Raw genomic sequence first — 15768 nt, 5'->3', positions numbered from 1 at the left:
CTGCCTGTAAGGGTGGTTCCATGGAAAGTTCCCGCCGGGGGCGGGGAAAGTGTGCAACGGCCGTGGCCCGTGGGGGCCACGACCGCGGGAAGCCGTGCGGAGCGGGCTCAGCCCGCCGCGGCAGCCGCCAGTTTGGTGATCCGGTCGGCGTCGCAGGTGCGCGGACAGGTGACGCAGGTCTCCTCGGGGCGCACGGTGTAGAACATGCAGCAGCTGACCCGGCTGCGGGTGGGCAGCGACTCGCCGTTCGGCCCGGTCAGCTCGCGGAAGGCGGCCGAGCCGACGTACGGCCGGGTCGCGCCCGGCAGCAGCAGTTCCAGCTCCCGCCGGGCCCGCTGCTGCTCGCCGAGCAGCTGGGCGATGTACCACAGGCTCTCGACGGTCTCGTCGGTCGCCATGCCCCACAGGGCGCGGCCGCGCCGCCGCATGCGCGGGCCGAAGGCGGCCAGGACCGGCTCCAGGTGCTCGGCGATCGCCGCCCGCACCTCGGCGCGCAGCGCCTCCTCGTCGCGCACCACGCGTGCGCCGGGCAGCGCGGCCGCCGGGTCGCCGGGCAGACAGGCGAAGCCGGCGAGACGTACGGCGATACGGCCGGCGCGGCGGTTGCTGGAGACGTGGGTCACCGGCAGACGGGGCACCCTGCGGTGCAGGAACCACGGCAGGGTGAACAGCAGGCAGACGGGCCAGGCGTACCGGTGCAGGGCGAAGCTCGCCACGACGTCCGGACGGGCCCGGGTGCCGTACGCCTCCAGCACCTGGGCGTCGTCCATGGCCAGGAAGGCGTCCAGCTCCGGACCGCCCGCCGTGAGAGAGGCGGACGGGATCCACTCGCCGCCGTCCGGAAGCGGTTCGCCGTCCGTGAGCTCCGTCACGGTGAGGCCGGGAAAGACCTCGCTGAGACGGGCGTACGCGTCCGCTGCGGCCGAAGGGAGCACAGGCATGCCGAACCACCGTTTCGCGCTCGACTAGAGGTAAGCCTTACCTTACTTCACTTCGACGAACTGTGAACCCATGGCCCGCAACACTTAAGGTTCTTGACGGACGAGTGACAAGCCGCCGTAATGTCCCCAAGCGCCCCAAGTGCCGCAAGCCCGGAGGAGGACCGTGAAGCAGGACGCGCAGGACTCCACCGGCACCCGGATTCCCGGAAGAATTCCCGAGGCCCGGCCGGGCGCGGCGTCGCGCATGCCGCGGCAGTCACCCCCCGCGGACCCGTACCGGGAGCGGGGCGTCCCGTCCGCGGACGCCGGCCGGCACGGCGTCCGCGGTGAGCACACGCACAGCGAGAGCCCCCTGCCGCGGCCCGCCGTGCGGCGTTCCTCCGTGCGCGGGCAGGTCCTGCAGGCCCTGCGCACCGCGCTGGTCGCGGGCGAGCTGCGGCCCGGGGAGGTCTACTCGGCGCCCGCGCTCGGCGAGCGGTTCGGGGTGTCCGCCACCCCGGTGCGCGAGGCGATGCAGCAGCTCGCGCTGGAGGGCGCCGTCGAGGTCGTGCCCAACCGCGGCTTCCGGGTGGTCGAACGCTGCGCCCGCGAGCTGGCCGAGCTGGCCGAGGTGCGGGCCCTGATCGAAGTGCCGGTGATGCTGCGGCTGGCCCGTACCGTGCCCGTCGAGCGCTGGGCCGACCTGCGCCCGCTCGCCGAGGCCGGTGTGCGGGCCGCGTCCTCCGGCTGCCGGGCGACCTACGCCGAGGCCGACCGGGCCTTCCACCGCGCGGTGCTCTCCCTGGCCGGGAACGACCAGCTCGTCCGGATCGCCGAGGACCTGCACCGCCGCGCCCAGTGGCCGCTCGTCGGCGGCCCGGTGCGGGCCGGCCGCGCCGAGCTGGTCGCCGACGCGGCGCAGCACACCGCGCTGCTGGACGCGCTGATCGCCCGGGACCTGGACGTGGTGCGCTCCCTGGTGGCCGAGCACTTCAAAGGCGCGGCGTGAGCCCATCCCCCGGACGGCCGCGCCTTCCCGGTGCCGGACCGCCCGGAGGGCCGGGGGGAGGCGCCGTACCGGCACAGTCGTATCGGCACCCGGCACAGCCGTATCGGCACCCGGCGCAGTCGTGTCGGCAGTCGTATCGGCACAGGGGTGCGCGTCGCCGTATCGGCGCAGGGGCGTGCGTCTCGTCCCGCGGTGGCGGCCGGCGTCCGTCCCGGTGGCCCGGCGTCAGGCCGTCGCCGTTTCCGTCGCCGGCGGTAAAGGGGTCAAATGCCGGGCCAGCCACGTCGGTACGCCGCCCAGCAGCCGGAACAGCCGCCGGGCCTCCTCGCGCAGCCGGGACGCCTCCGGTTCGGACTCCGTGTCGGCGAGGGACACCAGCGCCGGGGCGGTGCCGACGAGGTAGCCCAGCTCCTCACGGATCCGCAGCGACTCGGCGAAGCCGTGCCGAGCCTCGGCCAGCTCGCCGTCCCGCAGGGCCAGCCCGGCCAGATGACGCCAGGTGAAGGAGAGCAGAAGCCGGTCCGGCTGCGCGAGGGCGCCGGCGTGGGCGCGGCGGTAGGCGGCACGCGCGGCCTGCGGGGAGCGGGCGAGGTTCTCGGCGATCAGTCCGCGCCGGAAGTCCAGCAGGGCCCGCCTCGGACTCCCGGGCGGAATCAGGGCGGCCGCCCGGCCGAGCGCGGCCCGTGCCTCGTCCGCCCGGTCCCGTACGCCGTGCAGCGTGGCCGAGTAGGCGAGGTACCCGCGCTCACAGGCGGCCGCCCCCCGCTCCTCGTCGGTGTGGGCCAGCGCCTCGGCGGTGCGCAGCGCGTCCTCCGCCTCCTCCCAGCCCGTCTCGGTGTACAGACACCGCTCGACCAGCAGCTCCGTCCGCTGCAGCGCCGCGGCGGCGGTGGCCGGTTCGATCAGTGCTGCCGCGTCGGCCCAGCATGCGCGTGAGCGCAGCCGCCATACCGCGGTCTGGAGTGGATCGTCAGCTGCGGTTCCTTTACCAGACATGGCGGTATGCGCCACATTGCCCTCCCGTGCACGCCATCGAGCCTTGAGTGGTGGCGGCATCTCAGCACGAAATCCGCGGCCCGGCCAAGAGGGCGGGTGAAAGAATTCACAAAGTCGGCGGACAATGCCCCGCGCACGGCGCACACCGCTCGCCGTGCGCCGGTGCTCAGCTCATGCGCAGCGCGAGGAAGAAGTCCAGCTTGTCCTCCAGCCGCGACAGGTCACGCCCCGTCAACTGCTCGATCCGCCCGATCCGGTAGCGCAGTGTGTTGACGTGCAGATGGAGCCGGGAGGCGCAGCGCGTCCAGGAGCCGTCGCAGTCGAGGAACGCCTCCAGCGTGGGGATCAGCTCGGCGCGGTGCCGGCGGTCGTACTCCCGCAGCGGATCCAGCAGCCGCGCGGTGAAGGCACGGCGCACGTCGTCCGGGACGAAGGGCAGCAGCAGGACGTGGGAGGCCAGCTCCTGGTGGCCGGCCGCGCAGACACGCCCCGGGCGCGCCGCCGCCACCCGCCGGGCGTGCCGTGCCTCCTCCAGCGCCCCGCGCAGCCCCTCCGCCGAGTGCACGGCCGCGCTGACCCCGAGCGTGAGCCGCCCGTCGCCGTCCAGACCGGCCGACAGCGGCTCCCGTACGGTCTCCAGGAGCGCTTCGGCGAGAAGGCCCGTCTCGGCGCCGTCGTCCCCCGTCGGGACGGCCGGGAGCGGGACCAGCGCGACCGCCTCATCGCCCGTGTGGGCGACCGCTATCCGGTCGGAGGGTTCGGGGCCCGTGCTGTCCGGGGCGACCAGGATCTCCTCCAGCAGGGACTGGACGGCCTGCCCGCCCTCGGCCTGTCCGCCGTCCCACTCGACCCGGGCCACCACCACCTGCCAGTGCGGAGCCGTCCCGAGCCCGGGCAGCAGCACCGGCGCCGCGACCCGCAGCCGTGCGGCGATCTCGGCGGGCGGCGCGCTCGACTGCACCAGCTCCACCACCTCCTGGGCGAGCCGCCGGCGCACCGTACGGGCCGCGTCCCGGCGGTCCCGCTCCACCGCGATCAGCTGGGTCACGCCCTGGAGCAGGTCCAGCCGTTCCTCCGACCAGTCGCCCGCGTCCGCCTCCACGGCCAGCACCCAGTCCGACAGCGTCGTCTCCCGCGCGTCCTGTGCCGCGTCCTGTGCCGCGTCCTGGGCGTCGTGCGGGGGGCGGCCGGTGCTGCGGATGGGGAACAGGGAGTACGTCGTCGAGTCCAGCGTCACCCGGTGGGGGCCGGGGTGACCGGTGCGGCCGGCCGCCAGGTGCTCGCCGGCGAGCCGGACGCAGGTGGGGGCGGACGGCGCCGGGCCCGCCTCCTTGGGGCCGGCGATCAGCCGGCCGACGGGGGAGAGCAGCCAGGCCCGCAGGTCCAGGTCGGAGTACAGCAGGTCGAGCACCGCGTCCGGGCCGCCGCCCGCCGGGCCGGAGGTCATCATCCTGCGGTGCCGCTCCACCACGGCCGCGAGATCGCCGGCGCGCTCGCTCGAGACCTGCCGTACGACGTGCTCGGTGACCGTCGCGAACGCCACCGACTCGTGCACCGCGAACAGCGGCAGCCGGTGCCGGGCGCAGGCCACCACCAGGTCGTCCGGCACCTCGCCCAGCTCGGCCGTGCCGGCCGCCAGGGCGGCCACACCGGCCTGCACCAGGATCCGCACGAACGGCTCGGAGTCGGCGGGGCTCCGGCGCCAGGCGAGCCCGGAGAGCACCAGCTCGCCACCGGAGAGATAACGGCTGGGATCGCGCAGGTCGGTGGTCATGACCCCCCGCACGGTGCGGTCCAGCTCCTCCTCCCCGCCGAGCAGCTTCAGGCCCAGCGCGTCGGTCTCCAGCAGTGCGCGCAGCCGCATTCTCGTCGCCGCCGTTCTGTGTCTCGAAAGCTTCCTGGGGCCGTGCCCGCCGTCGCGGAGGAAACCCGAGGGGGTCGCTGACGGCCTTCTTCCCTATGTTTCATATGAATCTACAAGATGACTGCTCTGGCCAGCCAAATCCTTCATGCCTTCTGCGGCCGACGCTGCGGGAACAGCAGCCGCGCACCGGCTCCGCCGCAGGACGAACGGGGGACGCATGCGGGAGGAACGGACGGCGAGGGGGAAGAGAGTCGGCCACGGATGCCCTTGACCTCGCCTCTTGGCCTCACCGGCGGAAGGATGCGCACGACGCCGGGGGCGAGCACGCCCTTGCCGTACCGGCCGTCCCGTCGACGTGTTCAGATGCGCCGACGGTGTTCAGGTGCTTCAGGTGCTTCAGGTGCTTCAGGTGCGCCGACGGCCGCCCTCACGAGCGGTCGCGTCGGCGGGCGGCACGGGTGCGGCGGCCCGACACCCCGTCAGGGCTGCCTGAGCAAGTGGTTCAGCGCCCGCCCGAACACCGTGAGCGCCCCCTGCCGCAGCACCCCGTCGAACAGGTCGGGCAGAAAGCGGACGCGCAGTTCCTCCCGCCACTCCACCCGTGTACGCCCTCCGGGCCCGGGCCGGACCTCGAGCTCGGCCCACCCCCGCACCACGCGCCCCCGCTTCTCCAGCCGGCACAGCCCCGGCTCCCCGTCGGCCGGCGGGCGCCAGACGGTGACCTCCATCAGGTCGTCGAAGCCCAGGGGGCCGATTCCCGAACGGGCCACGAACACCGTGCCCACCCGGGTCGGCGTGGGCGCGACCTTGGTGATGCGGGTCAGCGGGATCCTCTCGGCATGCCGCGACCACCGCGTGACCCGACGCCACGCCTCGTCGATGGGCAGCGGCGCAGTGCGTTCGAGGGAGAAGACGACCACAGGACGATCGTAGGCACCCGGCCCCACCCAGCCGCGCGTTCACCCCCGAGTCACCCCTATGGCCGTATCCCCGCGCCCCTGCCGACGCCGGAGCCGCCCCGTCGCGGGCGCCCCGGCGCGCACTTCACCGGGTGTGCCGCCCGGCACCGGGTCCTGCCCGCCGAACAGGGCGCCGGCGTCCGCCGGTTCCGGCACCGGTCGGCGGCCGGACGTGCTCCGCGGCCGGCTTGCGCGTGCGCGTACCTCTTACGAGGTGCGCGTCAGGGTTCCGTCCACCGGCACAGCAGCCGGAGGACGGCGAACAACGCCACCGGCCACATCACGGCGAAGGCCCAGATCACGACCGGCACCGAGGTGACGATCCCGGCCGTCAGCAGGACCATGGAGAGCGCCAGCAGCACCCCCACGGTCCACACCCGGGGCGAGTACGACACGATCCGGGAGAGGAACGCCCGCCACCGGCTCCTTTGCTGCCGCCGCAGCCGCCGCACCAGACGGCGGTCGCGGCTCAGGGCGCGCTCTATCTCGTTCAGGATCCGCTTCTCATGATCAGAAAGTCGGCGTGTCGACACAGTTGCTCCTACGGGGTGCTCCTACGGAGGCTGCTCCTGATGGGGGACCGACCTGCCTGCCTGACGTTCCTCATCCGGGTGCCCCCGACGCATCGGGCACTAACCGGCGCGGCTTTGCCGCAGCACCGCCACCAGTTCCTCGGCGCCGTCCCGTCCGTCGCCGCCCGCGAACGCGTCCCGGATCCGCCGTGCGGCCACCCTGCCCGAGGTCAGACACCACTGCCACCAGCGGTCCAGCTCGGCCGCGTCCAGCCGTTCGGCGGGCACCAGCGCGGGCCAGTCGCAGGCACGCGCCTGCGCGGTCACCTTCGCGCCGCCCTCGACCGGGTCCACGGTCAGCGCGGGCGTACCGGCGCGCAGCGCGAGCACCAGCCCGTGCAGCCGGTCGGTGACCAGCAGGTCCAGACGGACCAGCACGGACTGAAGCTGCGCGGGTGTGGCGCACAGCCGCCAGTCGTGGGCGTCGAGCCGTGTCTCCAGCTCCAGCCGTGCGCAGTCCTTGCCGTGCAGCCAGCCGGTCACCTCCTTGGCCACCACATCGTGCCGGCGCGCCTGCCCGTACTCGTGCTGCCCGTGGGTGAGCACCACGCCGACGACCGGCCGTGCCGGCGGCGCGGGGGCATGGGCGGCCAGGTCGAGGGCGGCCCCGGCCCCCGGAGCGTCGCGGGCGATGACGTGGTCGAAGCCGGTGACGGCCGCACTGTCGGGATCGATCACCGAGGCGCCCACCGCGATCCGCACACAGTGCGCGAACCGGCGGTGCAGCTCCTCGATCTGCGGTCCGTGCAGCGGACCGCACACGAACACCAGCCACCCGTACGGCACATGCGCGGCGGCGTCCAGATGCAGGGCGTCGGGCCGGAAACCGGGGCTCCACGCGACGTCGTACTCGAGCCCCGCCCGCCGCAGCACCTCCTCGACGCGGTGCAGCGCCAGGACGTCCCCGGCGGTCGCCTCACCGTCCGGGAAGCTGAACCATCCTGTGAGCAGAATCCGTGACTGCCGCTGTTCCTGGTGCACAGTACGCCCCGAGTGCCCGGACGACGGCGGGCCAATCACCCACCCCTGGCACTCGCCTGGCACTCGCCTGTCACTCGTCCAGCCGCTCGCCGCTCTCCAGGAACAGGTCGACGTCGACGACCCCGTCGTGATGGAACAGCTCGGACGCCAGATGCCCGGTCTCGGCGGTGCCCTCCAGCCGCAGCAGCACCTGAGCGACCTGGTCCGTGCGGCGGGGCGGCTGCTCCACCCTGACCTGCAGAATGCGGAAGCCGAGCCGGGTGCACACCTCCAGCAGCCGCGGCAGCAGGGCCCGGCCCGTCAGATACGTCAGCCGCACCTCGACCGTGGCGGACGCGGAGCCGGGGGAGAGCCGGCCCGGCAGCCGGGGGTAGCCGCGGACGACCACGAAGTGCAGCAAGGTGGTCGCCAGCGCCAGGACCGGCAGGCCGCCCCCGCAGGCCATGCCCACCGCGCAGGTCAGCCAGACGGTGGCGGCGGTGGTCAGCCCACGCACCGCGTCCCGCCGTACGAAGATCAGACCGCCGCCGATGAAACCGATGCCGGAGACGATCTGCGAGGCCACCCGGGAAGGGTCGAACGAGGTGTTCTCCAGGCCGAGCGCGCCGGTGAACCCGTACTGGGACACCTCCATCATCAGCGCGCTCGCGACCCCGACCAGGGTGTGGGTGCGCAGGCCCGCACTCTTCTGCTTCGCCTCCCGCTCCCAGCCGATCAGACTCGACAGCAGCAGTGCGAGACCCAGTTCGGCGAGCTGACGCAGGCCCTGTCCACTGCTCAGGTTCCACAGCGGAACCGCAAGCCACGGCATGCGTCTCCCTCCGTCACGGCCCCCTGCCCTCATTGTGTGGTCGGCAGGGTCCCGGGCGGGGTACCCGACGCGGGGAAAGTCGAAGGAAGCCGCGGGAAGCCGCGGGGGACGCCTCGAAGGGGAAGAGGAAGAAGAGAGGAAGAAAGAGAGGAAGAAGTCGAACGGAGGAAACGAGCGGAGAAGAAGAGGGGCGGACGGGCGGAGAGACGGGAGGAGAAAGGCGCATGAGGTTCCGGAACCGCGCGCAGGCCGGGCGGAAACTGGCCGAGCGGCTGCGTGCCCGGTACGAGGCCGGCGCACTGCCCGACCCCGTCGTGCTGGCCCTGCCCCGCGGTGGTGTGGCGGTGGCCCAGGAGGTCGCACGGGCGCTCGACGCCCCTCTGGACGTGGTGGTCGTCCGCAAGATCGGCGCACCCTTCCAGGAGGAGTACGGCCTCGGCGCGATCGCCGGGGACGACCCCCCGCTCCTCGACAAGGCGGCCCTGCACCATCTCGGCCTGACCGAGGACGACCTCGCCGCCGTGGTGGAGCGCGAACGGGCCGAACTGCACCGCCGCGCCCGGCGCTACCGCCGCGACCGCCCCGCCCCGGACCTGCACGGCCGTACCGCGATCGTCGTCGACGACGGCCTGGCCACCGGCTCCACCGCCCGTGCCGCCCTGCGCCATGTACGGAGCCGGGGCCCCGCCCGCACCGTCCTCGCCGTCCCCGTCGGCGCGCCCGACGCGGTCGAGGCACTGGGCGAGGAGGCCGACGAGGTGGTCTGCCTCCACCAGCCGTCGTCCTTCACCGCCGTGGGCGTCTGGTACGACGACTTCGAGCAGCTGACGGACGACGAGGTCGTGCGGGCGCTGACGCCCCACTGAGACCCACCGCTGGGACACGCCGCTGGGACACGCCACTGAGACCCACGGCTGGGACACACCACTGAGACACGCCACTGCGGCGCATCACCGGCCCGTGCCGCTGCGGCGTACCACCGGCCACGTGGCCACCGTGACCACGGAGAGGAGAGGCCCGTGCCCCGCATGGACCCCGACGAGGCGCGCCGGCGGTTCTGGGCCGCCCGGGTGGCGAGGCTGGCCACGGTGGACAGGGCGGGCCGTCCGCACCAGGTGCCGGTGGTGTTCGCGGCCCTCGGCGACAACGGCATCGTGACGGCCGTCGACCGCAAACCCAAGACCACGACCCGTCTCGCACGTCTGCGCGACATCGGGGCCAACCCGTCCGTGTCCCTGCTGGCGGACGACTACACCGAGGACTGGGACCGCCTGTGGTGGGTCCGTGCCGACGGCCGCGCCCGGATCGTGCCGCCCGACGCGGCGGACGAGTCCACGGCGGTGGAGTACGGCACCGCGCTCGCCCGGCTGCTGCGCAAGTACCCGCAGTACCGCGACGCCCCGCCGCACGGCCCGGTGATCTCGGTCGCCGTCCACCACTGGACGGGCTGGCAGGCGACCCCGTTTGGGACCGCCGGTTCTGGCTACGCGGCGGACAGCCGGAGTGTCCGCAGCCCGCGGAGTCCCGCGGAGCCGGTCCGGGAGGTGCTCATGACCCGGCGAGTACGCGATGTGATGTCGCCCGGCGCGGTGGCCGTCGAGCCGATGACCACGCTGGAACGCGCGGCCCGTGTGATGCGCGAGCAGAACGTCGGCGACGTCCTGGTGGTCTACGACTGCGATCTGTTCGGTCTGCTCACCGACCGGGACATCGTGATCCGGGCCGTGGCCGAGGGCCGCGACCCGCACACCACGACCGCCGGCTCGGTCTGCACCCGGCCCCCGGTGGTCACCCTGGGCCCCGACGACACCACCGACCGCGCGGTCGAACTGATGCGCCAGCACGCCGTGCGCCGGCTGCCCGTCGTCGAACGCGGCGGCTGTCCCGTCGGCATGGTGAGCCTCGGCGACCTCGCCACCGCCGAGGACCCGCACTCCGCCCTGTCGGACATCAGCAGGGCGGACCCGAACCACTGAGGACCTGACCTCCGAGGGCCCGGTTCCGCTGCATCGAGACGACTGCATCGAGACGACCGCACTGAGACGACCGCACTGAGACGAGGAGACCCGTGTACGACGAACGCCGCCGCACCGGAACCGAGCCCCGCACCGCCCGCAGCCCCCTCCATCTGCGTCTTGTGCTGAGCGCGGTCTTCTTCCCGCTCTTCCTCGCCGCAACGGTCCTGTTCGCCACCTGGTCCGCCGACTCCGGCCCCCAGGACAGCCCCGGCCCCACGGCCCTCGCCACCCTCGCCGGCATCTGCGCGGCCCTGGCCCTGACAGCCGTCGTGGACCTCCTGGTCGTCACCCGCCGCCTGCGCGCCCGCCGCAACTGACCCGGACCGGCCGGCCCGCGGGCACCCTCCGCCGTCCTCGGCAGTCCGGCGGGCGCGGGGAACGAGCCAGGGAACGAGCGTCACAAGGAGTGAACACAGGGGAAGGGAACAGCACATCGGGGAACAGCGCATTGGAAAGGGGGCGCTGCGGGCCGCTCGTGGAGGCTCGCAGCGCCCCCCGGTCTTCGTGGGGCGCGGCTCAGGGGTCGAGCTGCGCGGTCACATGGTCGGAGAAGGCGGTCATCCGGGTGTAGACACCGGGGTAGCCCGCCTCGGCGCAGCCGATGCCCCAGGAAGTGATCCCTGCCAGGACGCCCCCGACGAGCAGGGGACCGCCGCTGTCGCCCTGGCAGGTGTCGACGCCGCCGGAGGGGTGTCCGGCGCACACCATGTCGCTCGCGATGAAGTCGGAGCCGTAGGCGCTGTGGCACTCCGCGTCGGACACGATGGGCACCGTCGCGGTCCGCAGCTGGTTGGAGGAGGGGCCGTTCACGGCGGTGGTGCCCCAGCCGAGGACGCGGGCGGGGGTGCCAGGCGTGTACATGTCGGTGTCGGCGGGGGAGGCGTACTTCGCCACCGCGTACGGCATCGGGGTGCTCAGGGTGAGGACGGCCACGTCGCCTCCTCCGGTGGCGCTCATGTACCCCGGGTCGACCCAGATGCGGCTGACCTCGCTGACCGTGCCGTCGGTCCCGTCGAGGAAGGTGCGCCCGCCCACCACGCGCACACCGCCCGGGACCGCACGGGCCACGCAGTGCGCCGCGGTGACCACCTTCGTGGACGTCACCAGGGTGCCGCCGCAGAACTGCCTGCCGGACACGTCCGTGAGCTGCATGACGAACGGGTACGCGTCCGTCGTGGTCGGTGTGCCGCCGATGACGGGCCGGGGAACGGTGGCCGAGGGGACGGCGGCCGAGGAGGGGGCGGTCAGCAGCGCCGTCGCGGCGACGGCGGCGCCGGCCGTGAGCACGGCGGCGGGTCTGGCGCAGGTGAGGCCGAGCATGCGTCTCCTCGGGGCAGGCCGGTGGGGGCGCGCGGGCGGGAGCAGGAGCACGGCGGTGCCGAGGGGGACCGTGCACCGGCTCCGTACGCCCGGGCGGGCGGCACGCCCCTTACGCTAGGGCCGGGCGCACCCGCCTCCAATGAGGGGACCCCCTAAGGGAGTTGGACAGGGAAAACCCTCGGTCGCACCCTGCGGCGGTCCTCACTGGATCACGTCACTGGATCACGTGGCCAGTCAACCCGCGCCGCGCTCACTTCGCGCGCCGGGCCGCCGCCAAACGGACGATGTCGACGCGCGAACGGATGCCCAGCTTGCGGTAGATCCGGGTCAGGGTCGCCTCGACCGTCTTGACGCTGACGTACAGCCGGGCCGCGATCTCCCGGTTGGTCGCGCCCTCCATGACCAGCGCGGCCACCTGACGCTCCATCGCCGCGAGCCCGTCCAGCGCCGCCGGCAGGCCGTCGGACCGGACCGGACGGGTGGCCGCCTCCTCCACCCGGCGCAGCCAGGGCAGCGCCCGGCAGCGCCGGAACAGCCGGGCCGCCTCGTCGTACGACGCCGGCCCCGGCACGGAGGTCCCTCCTGCCCGGGCGGCCCCGGAAGTCCGGGGGAGGTGGCGCAGCCGGGCCAGCGCGAACGCGGCCCGCGCCTCCTCCAGGCCGTTGCCCAGCTTCGCCAGCCGGTCCTGCGCGGACGTCAGCTGGGCGATGGCGCCCTCCCGGTCGCCGCGGGCGGCCCGCACCAGCGCCTCGGACCGGTCGAGGACGGCCAGCACGCTCTCCCGGCCGAGCCGCATCGCGTGCTCACGGGCCCCGTCGATGACACGCTGGGCCTCGGCCGGCTCCCCGATGCGCACCAGCGCCTCCGCGAGATCGCCGTGCCAGCGTCCGCGCGCCGGGTCGGTGATGTGGAGCCCCTGCTCCAGTTCGCTCACCCGGCGCAGCGCCTCGACGGCGGCCCGGTCGTCCCCGGCCACGAACCGGGCGTACCCCAGGGCGGCCAGGGCGCGGGAGAGGTACATCAGGTCGCCGTCCTCCTCGGCGTGCCCGACCGCCTCCTGGGCCAGCTCCAGCGCCCGTCCGGTGTCGCCGCCGGACGCCTCGGCGTAGGAGGCCAGCATCGCGGAGGCGCTCTCGCCGATGCCGGTGTCCCGGGCCATCCGCAAACTCTCCCGGGCCAGGTCCAGGGCCCGGCCGCAGTGCCCCGCGCGCAGCTCGGTCTCGGCGAGCAGCCGCAGATAGTGCACCTCGCTCTCGACCATCCCGCGCCGCCGCACCTCGCGCAGCAGCCCGGTGATGGTGGAGCGGGCCTCGGCCAGCTGGTCGTTCATCAGCAGCCAGCGGAAACGGGCCGAGCCGACACCGTTGTGGTGGCAGGCCACATACGGGTCCTGAGGCTCCTTCAGCGCCCGCTTGATGGTGACGGGGGCGTCCGGATGGCCCATCAGGGTCTCGGTGGAGGCCTGGAAGGCGAGCGCCATGAGCTCGGTGCGCCGGTCCCCGCCGCGCGCGGCCAGCTCCGCCGCGTGCGCGGCCTCCTGGCGGGCCTCGGCGAAGTCGCCCTGGACGACCAGGCCGCGCCAGGCCAGCTGATAGTGGACCTGGGCGAGCAGCCGCGGGTCGTCGCCGGCGTCGGCCAGCGCCTGCGGGAAGACGGCGTCCACGTCGCCGAGGGCCTGACCGGCGGCCTCGATCACCACCATCCAGGCCCGCACCCGCTGCGCGGGCACGGTGGCCCGGGTCAGCACCTCGCGGGCGATGTCCCGGGCGAGATCCACCTCACCGGCGGTGATGGCGTCCTCGGCGGCCTGCAGCCGTCTGACGTCCGGGCTCGGGTCGCTGGCGGCCGGGGTGTGCCGGGCGGCGAGCAGCCCCAGCGAGGCGGCCACCGAGGGGGCGCCGCGGTCCCGGGCCAGCGCGGCGGCCTCGGCGAGCCGGGCGGCCACCTCCGCGTCCGTGCCGGTGGTGGCCAGGGCCAGGTGCCGGGCCCGCTCGATCGGGTCGGAGGCCGCGGTGGACAGGGCGGCGTGGGCGGCGCGCCGCTCCTGGGCGGGGGCCTCCGCGTACAGCGCGGCGGAGATCAGCGGGTGCGCGAACCGTACGGCCGGGTCCTCCGGTTCGGTGGCCAGCAGTCCGAGCTCGGCGGCCTGCGCGCACTCCGCCTCGGCGTTCGTCCGGCCGGCCGCGTGCAGCAGGGCGGGGGTGGGGCGGGCGCCGGCGCTGGCCACGAGCAGGGTGCGGCGGGCCTCGTCCGACAGCATCTCCAGCCGGCTGAGCACCAGGGCGCGCAGCGAGGTCGGCACCGGCAGCGGCTCGCCCGGCCGGGGCGGGGTGGAATTCCCGGCCAGGGCACGGCCCAGCTCCAGCGCGAACAGGGGATTGCCGCCGCTGGTGCGGTGGATCTCGCGGACCGTGGAGCGGGGCAGGCCGGTGTAGCCGCGGTGGTCGAGCAGGGCCGAGACCTGGGCCCGGGTGAGCGGACCCAGCCGGACGGAGAGGGTGTCGGGCGGGCAGGCGCGCAGATGACGGTCGTACTCCCCGTCCTCGGTACGGTCCTCGGTGCGCACCGCGCACAGCATCTGCACGGGGGTCTCGCCCAGACGCCGGGCGGCGAAGCCGAGCAGTTCGGCGCTGGCCGAGTCCAGCCACTGCAGATCGTCGGCGACCATCAGGACCGGGCCCTTCGCGGCGAGCACGCGCAGCGCGGACAGCACGGCCAGACGCAGGGCGAGGCCGTCGCGCTGCAGGGTGGACTCGCCGCGCCCGGTGAGCGCCGACTCCAGCGCGGTGCGCTGGGCGGCGGGCAGCGCCCCGGACACCTCGTCCAGGACCAGGCCGAAGAGGTCGGCCAGGGCCAGGAAGGGCAGGTGGGATTCGGACTCGGTGGCGGAGCAGCGCAACACGGTGCGGGCCTTCGGGGCGTATTCCGCGGCCAATGCCCGCAGCACGGTCGACTTTCCTATTCCGGCCGGCCCGTGGAACAGCACACTCCCGCCGCGCGCGAGCTGCTCGCGGGCCGCTGCGGACGGCTCCTCCTGGCCTATGACCAGGTCGGAGCGGTAGCCAGCAGGGCCCTTGAAGTCCCGTCGCACGGTCACCGCTCCCCTCGTGTGTCGTGTGCGGGCCAAATTCTAGGCAACGGGGCCCTGAATTTCGGACGGACGAGGTGGTGAGGGAAATAACAGCGGCTGACACGTGACCGAATTCAAAGCACCGCTGAATGAATACAAGCCCTCGTGCGTACAGTCCTTCGACGGTACCGCTCCCCTGCCGCCGGCGGTACTCCCGCGGGCGTCCCGCCCGCCCTCCGGCACCGGCCGGAGGGCCGCGGCGCCGGCCGGAGGCATCGCGGCACCGGCCGGAGGCCCCGCGCCGTGCGCCATGGCCCCTGTGCCACGCCGTGGCCCGCACCATGCGCCGCGGCCCCGCGCCCTCCCTTTACGGTCCCTTTACAGCAGTCCTCTACGGCAGCGCCCCCGCGCGACGGGCCGCCGCCACCGCCTCTCCCCGGGTGTGGGCGCCCAGCTTGCGCATGGCCGAGCGCAGATAGCCCTTCACCGTCTCCGGACGCAGCCCCAGCCGGGCCGCCGCGGCGGCATTGGTCGCACCGCCGGCCACACAGGCCAGCACATCGATCTCCCGCGGGGTCAGGCCGACCTCCTGCACCGCGGCGGGGGACGCGGTCAACAGGCCGCAGGCGCTGAGCAGTTCGGCGCGCAGCCCGGGGTCCGTGATCCGCGGGGCCAGGGCGCGCAGGGCCGCGTGGGCCTCACGGACCTGCTCCCAGGCGGGGCCGGAGGCGGGCTCGTCCCGGGCCGCCGTCAGCAGGTCCTGTGCCTCCTCCCGCGCCACCAGCGCCTGCTCCACGTCCCGCGCCGCCTCCACCGCCGCGCTCAGTGTGCGGTCGCCCAGCGGCTGGGCCGTGCGCAGCGCGCCGTACAGCACCCCGCGCACCCGGCGCCGTACCACCACCGGCACCGCCAGCACCGAACGCAGCCCCTCGGCGGCGACCGGGGCGTCGTACTCGTGGCTGATGCGGCGCGAGAGCGAGTAGTCCGTCACCGCGCACGGGCGGCCCAGCGCCACCGCCTTGCCGCCCAGTCCGTTCCCCGAGGTCACCGCGAGCGCGTTCAGCGCCTGCGTCCTCGTACCGGTCAGCTCGCTGATCCGCACCCAGGACCGGCCCGGCTCGACCAGCCCGCCGAAGGCGACGGGCAGCCCCGTCGTGCGCCGCAGCCGCACCAGCGCGGCCCGGATCTCCGCCGATCCGGATGCGTCCGCCGTCACCTGCTCGCCCCTTCGTCGCGGCCCTCCCGCAC

Annotated in this window: 14 protein-coding genes and 1 pseudogene; 5 read left to right on the top strand and 10 right to left on the bottom strand. The window is 74.3% G+C overall.

The genetic code is table 11. The features are described 5' to 3' along the window. Positions 1-107 precede the first annotated feature (107 nt). The gene (locus ABD224_RS13475; RefSeq protein WP_344049749.1) at positions 108-941 is read right to left on the bottom strand and encodes a (2Fe-2S)-binding protein; all 834 of its coding nucleotides are present in this window, start codon (positions 939-941) and stop codon (positions 108-110) included. Between the two features lie 163 nt (positions 942-1104). Between ABD224_RS13475 and ABD224_RS13470 the strand changes: the two genes are divergently transcribed. Beyond that, a complete protein-coding gene (locus tag ABD224_RS13470; protein ID WP_344049747.1) occupies positions 1105-1929 on the top strand; it encodes a GntR family transcriptional regulator in 825 nt (274 codons plus the stop codon). A gap of 225 nt (positions 1930-2154) precedes the next feature. On the opposite strand, the gene ABD224_RS13465 is transcribed toward ABD224_RS13470, so the two are convergent. From ABD224_RS13465 to ABD224_RS13440, 6 genes are all read right to left on the bottom strand, one after another. Further along, entirely contained in the window at positions 2155-2925 is a 771-nt protein-coding gene (locus ABD224_RS13465) for a hypothetical protein (protein ID WP_344049745.1), read from the bottom strand. A gap of 166 nt (positions 2926-3091) precedes the next feature. Then, entirely contained in the window at positions 3092-4789 is a 1698-nt protein-coding gene (locus tag ABD224_RS13460) for a PucR family transcriptional regulator (protein WP_344049743.1), read from the bottom strand. A gap of 479 nt (positions 4790-5268) precedes the next feature. Continuing rightward, positions 5269-5709: an SRPBCC family protein gene (locus ABD224_RS13455; protein ID WP_344049741.1), complete on the bottom strand. Its 441-nt coding sequence runs from the start codon at positions 5707-5709 to the stop codon at positions 5269-5271. A 260-nt stretch (positions 5710-5969) separates the two neighbouring features. Then, on the bottom strand, positions 5970-6281 hold the full coding sequence (locus ABD224_RS13450) for a DUF3040 domain-containing protein (protein WP_344049739.1): 312 nt from the start codon (positions 6279-6281) through the stop codon (positions 5970-5972). 99 nt (positions 6282-6380) lie between these two features. Beyond that, positions 6381-7301: a polysaccharide pyruvyl transferase family protein gene (locus tag ABD224_RS13445; protein ID WP_344049737.1), complete on the bottom strand. Its 921-nt coding sequence runs from the start codon at positions 7299-7301 to the stop codon at positions 6381-6383. A gap of 70 nt (positions 7302-7371) precedes the next feature. After that, positions 7372-8112, bottom strand: coding sequence for an MgtC/SapB family protein (locus ABD224_RS13440; protein ID WP_344049734.1), 741 nt, complete (start codon positions 8110-8112; stop codon positions 7372-7374). A gap of 224 nt (positions 8113-8336) precedes the next feature. Between ABD224_RS13440 and ABD224_RS13435 the strand changes: the two genes are divergently transcribed. The 4 genes and pseudogenes from ABD224_RS13435 to ABD224_RS13420 all read left to right on the top strand — a co-directional run bounded on the left by ABD224_RS13435 (position 8337) and on the right by ABD224_RS13420 (position 10447). Then, the gene (locus ABD224_RS13435) at positions 8337-8978 is read left to right on the top strand and encodes a phosphoribosyltransferase (RefSeq protein WP_344049732.1); all 642 of its coding nucleotides are present in this window, start codon (positions 8337-8339) and stop codon (positions 8976-8978) included. 162 nt (positions 8979-9140) lie between these two features. Then, positions 9141-9554: pseudogene (locus ABD224_RS13430) on the top strand (TIGR03668 family PPOX class F420-dependent oxidoreductase); the annotation flags it as partial. Positions 9555-9662: 108 nt separating this feature from the next. After that, positions 9663-10088, top strand: a complete 426-nt coding sequence (locus tag ABD224_RS13425; RefSeq protein ID WP_344049782.1) for a CBS domain-containing protein — start codon at positions 9663-9665, stop codon at positions 10086-10088. A gap of 92 nt (positions 10089-10180) precedes the next feature. Continuing rightward, on the top strand, positions 10181-10447 hold the full coding sequence (locus tag ABD224_RS13420; RefSeq protein WP_344049730.1) for a DUF6343 family protein: 267 nt from the start codon (positions 10181-10183) through the stop codon (positions 10445-10447). Positions 10448-10646: 199 nt separating this feature from the next. Here ABD224_RS13420 and ABD224_RS13415 read toward each other — a convergent pair whose 3' ends face one another. The 3 genes from ABD224_RS13415 to ABD224_RS13405 form a co-directional block, all read right to left on the bottom strand. Next, positions 10647-11450, bottom strand: coding sequence for a S1 family peptidase (locus ABD224_RS13415; RefSeq protein WP_344049727.1), 804 nt, complete (start codon positions 11448-11450; stop codon positions 10647-10649). 250 nt (positions 11451-11700) lie between these two features. Further along, positions 11701-14547, bottom strand: coding sequence for a helix-turn-helix transcriptional regulator (locus ABD224_RS13410; protein ID WP_344049726.1), 2847 nt, complete (start codon positions 14545-14547; stop codon positions 11701-11703). Between the two features lie 364 nt (positions 14548-14911). Next, entirely contained in the window at positions 14912-15736 is an 825-nt protein-coding gene (locus ABD224_RS13405) for a helix-turn-helix transcriptional regulator (protein ID WP_344049725.1), read from the bottom strand. Positions 15737-15768: the final 32 nt, after the last annotated feature.

This window comes from Streptomyces thermoalcalitolerans, from assembly GCF_039525155.1.
In the GTDB taxonomy this organism is placed as follows: domain Bacteria; phylum Actinomycetota; class Actinomycetes; order Streptomycetales; family Streptomycetaceae; genus Streptomyces; species Streptomyces thermovulgaris.
This window is presented reverse-complemented; position numbering and strand designations above follow the sequence as displayed.

Excerpts from the sequence above, each read along its gene's own strand:
- ABD224_RS13435 (WP_344049732.1), top strand. The coding sequence starts at position 8,337 with ATGAGGTTCCGGAACCGCGCGCAGGCCGGGCGGAAACTGGCCGAGCGG.
- ABD224_RS13465 (WP_344049745.1), bottom strand. The coding sequence starts at position 2,925 with ATGTCTGGTAAAGGAACCGCAGCTGACGATCCACTCCAGACCGCGGTA.
- ABD224_RS13415 (WP_344049727.1), bottom strand. The coding sequence starts at position 11,450 with ATGCTCGGCCTCACCTGCGCCAGACCCGCCGCCGTGCTCACGGCCGGC.
- ABD224_RS13475 (WP_344049749.1), bottom strand. The coding sequence starts at position 941 with ATGCCTGTGCTCCCTTCGGCCGCAGCGGACGCGTACGCCCGTCTCAGC.
- ABD224_RS13440 (WP_344049734.1), bottom strand. The coding sequence starts at position 8,112 with ATGCCGTGGCTTGCGGTTCCGCTGTGGAACCTGAGCAGTGGACAGGGC.
- ABD224_RS13460 (WP_344049743.1), bottom strand. The coding sequence starts at position 4,789 with ATGCGGCTGCGCGCACTGCTGGAGACCGACGCGCTGGGCCTGAAGCTG.
- ABD224_RS13425 (WP_344049782.1), top strand. The coding sequence starts at position 9,663 with ATGACCCGGCGAGTACGCGATGTGATGTCGCCCGGCGCGGTGGCCGTC.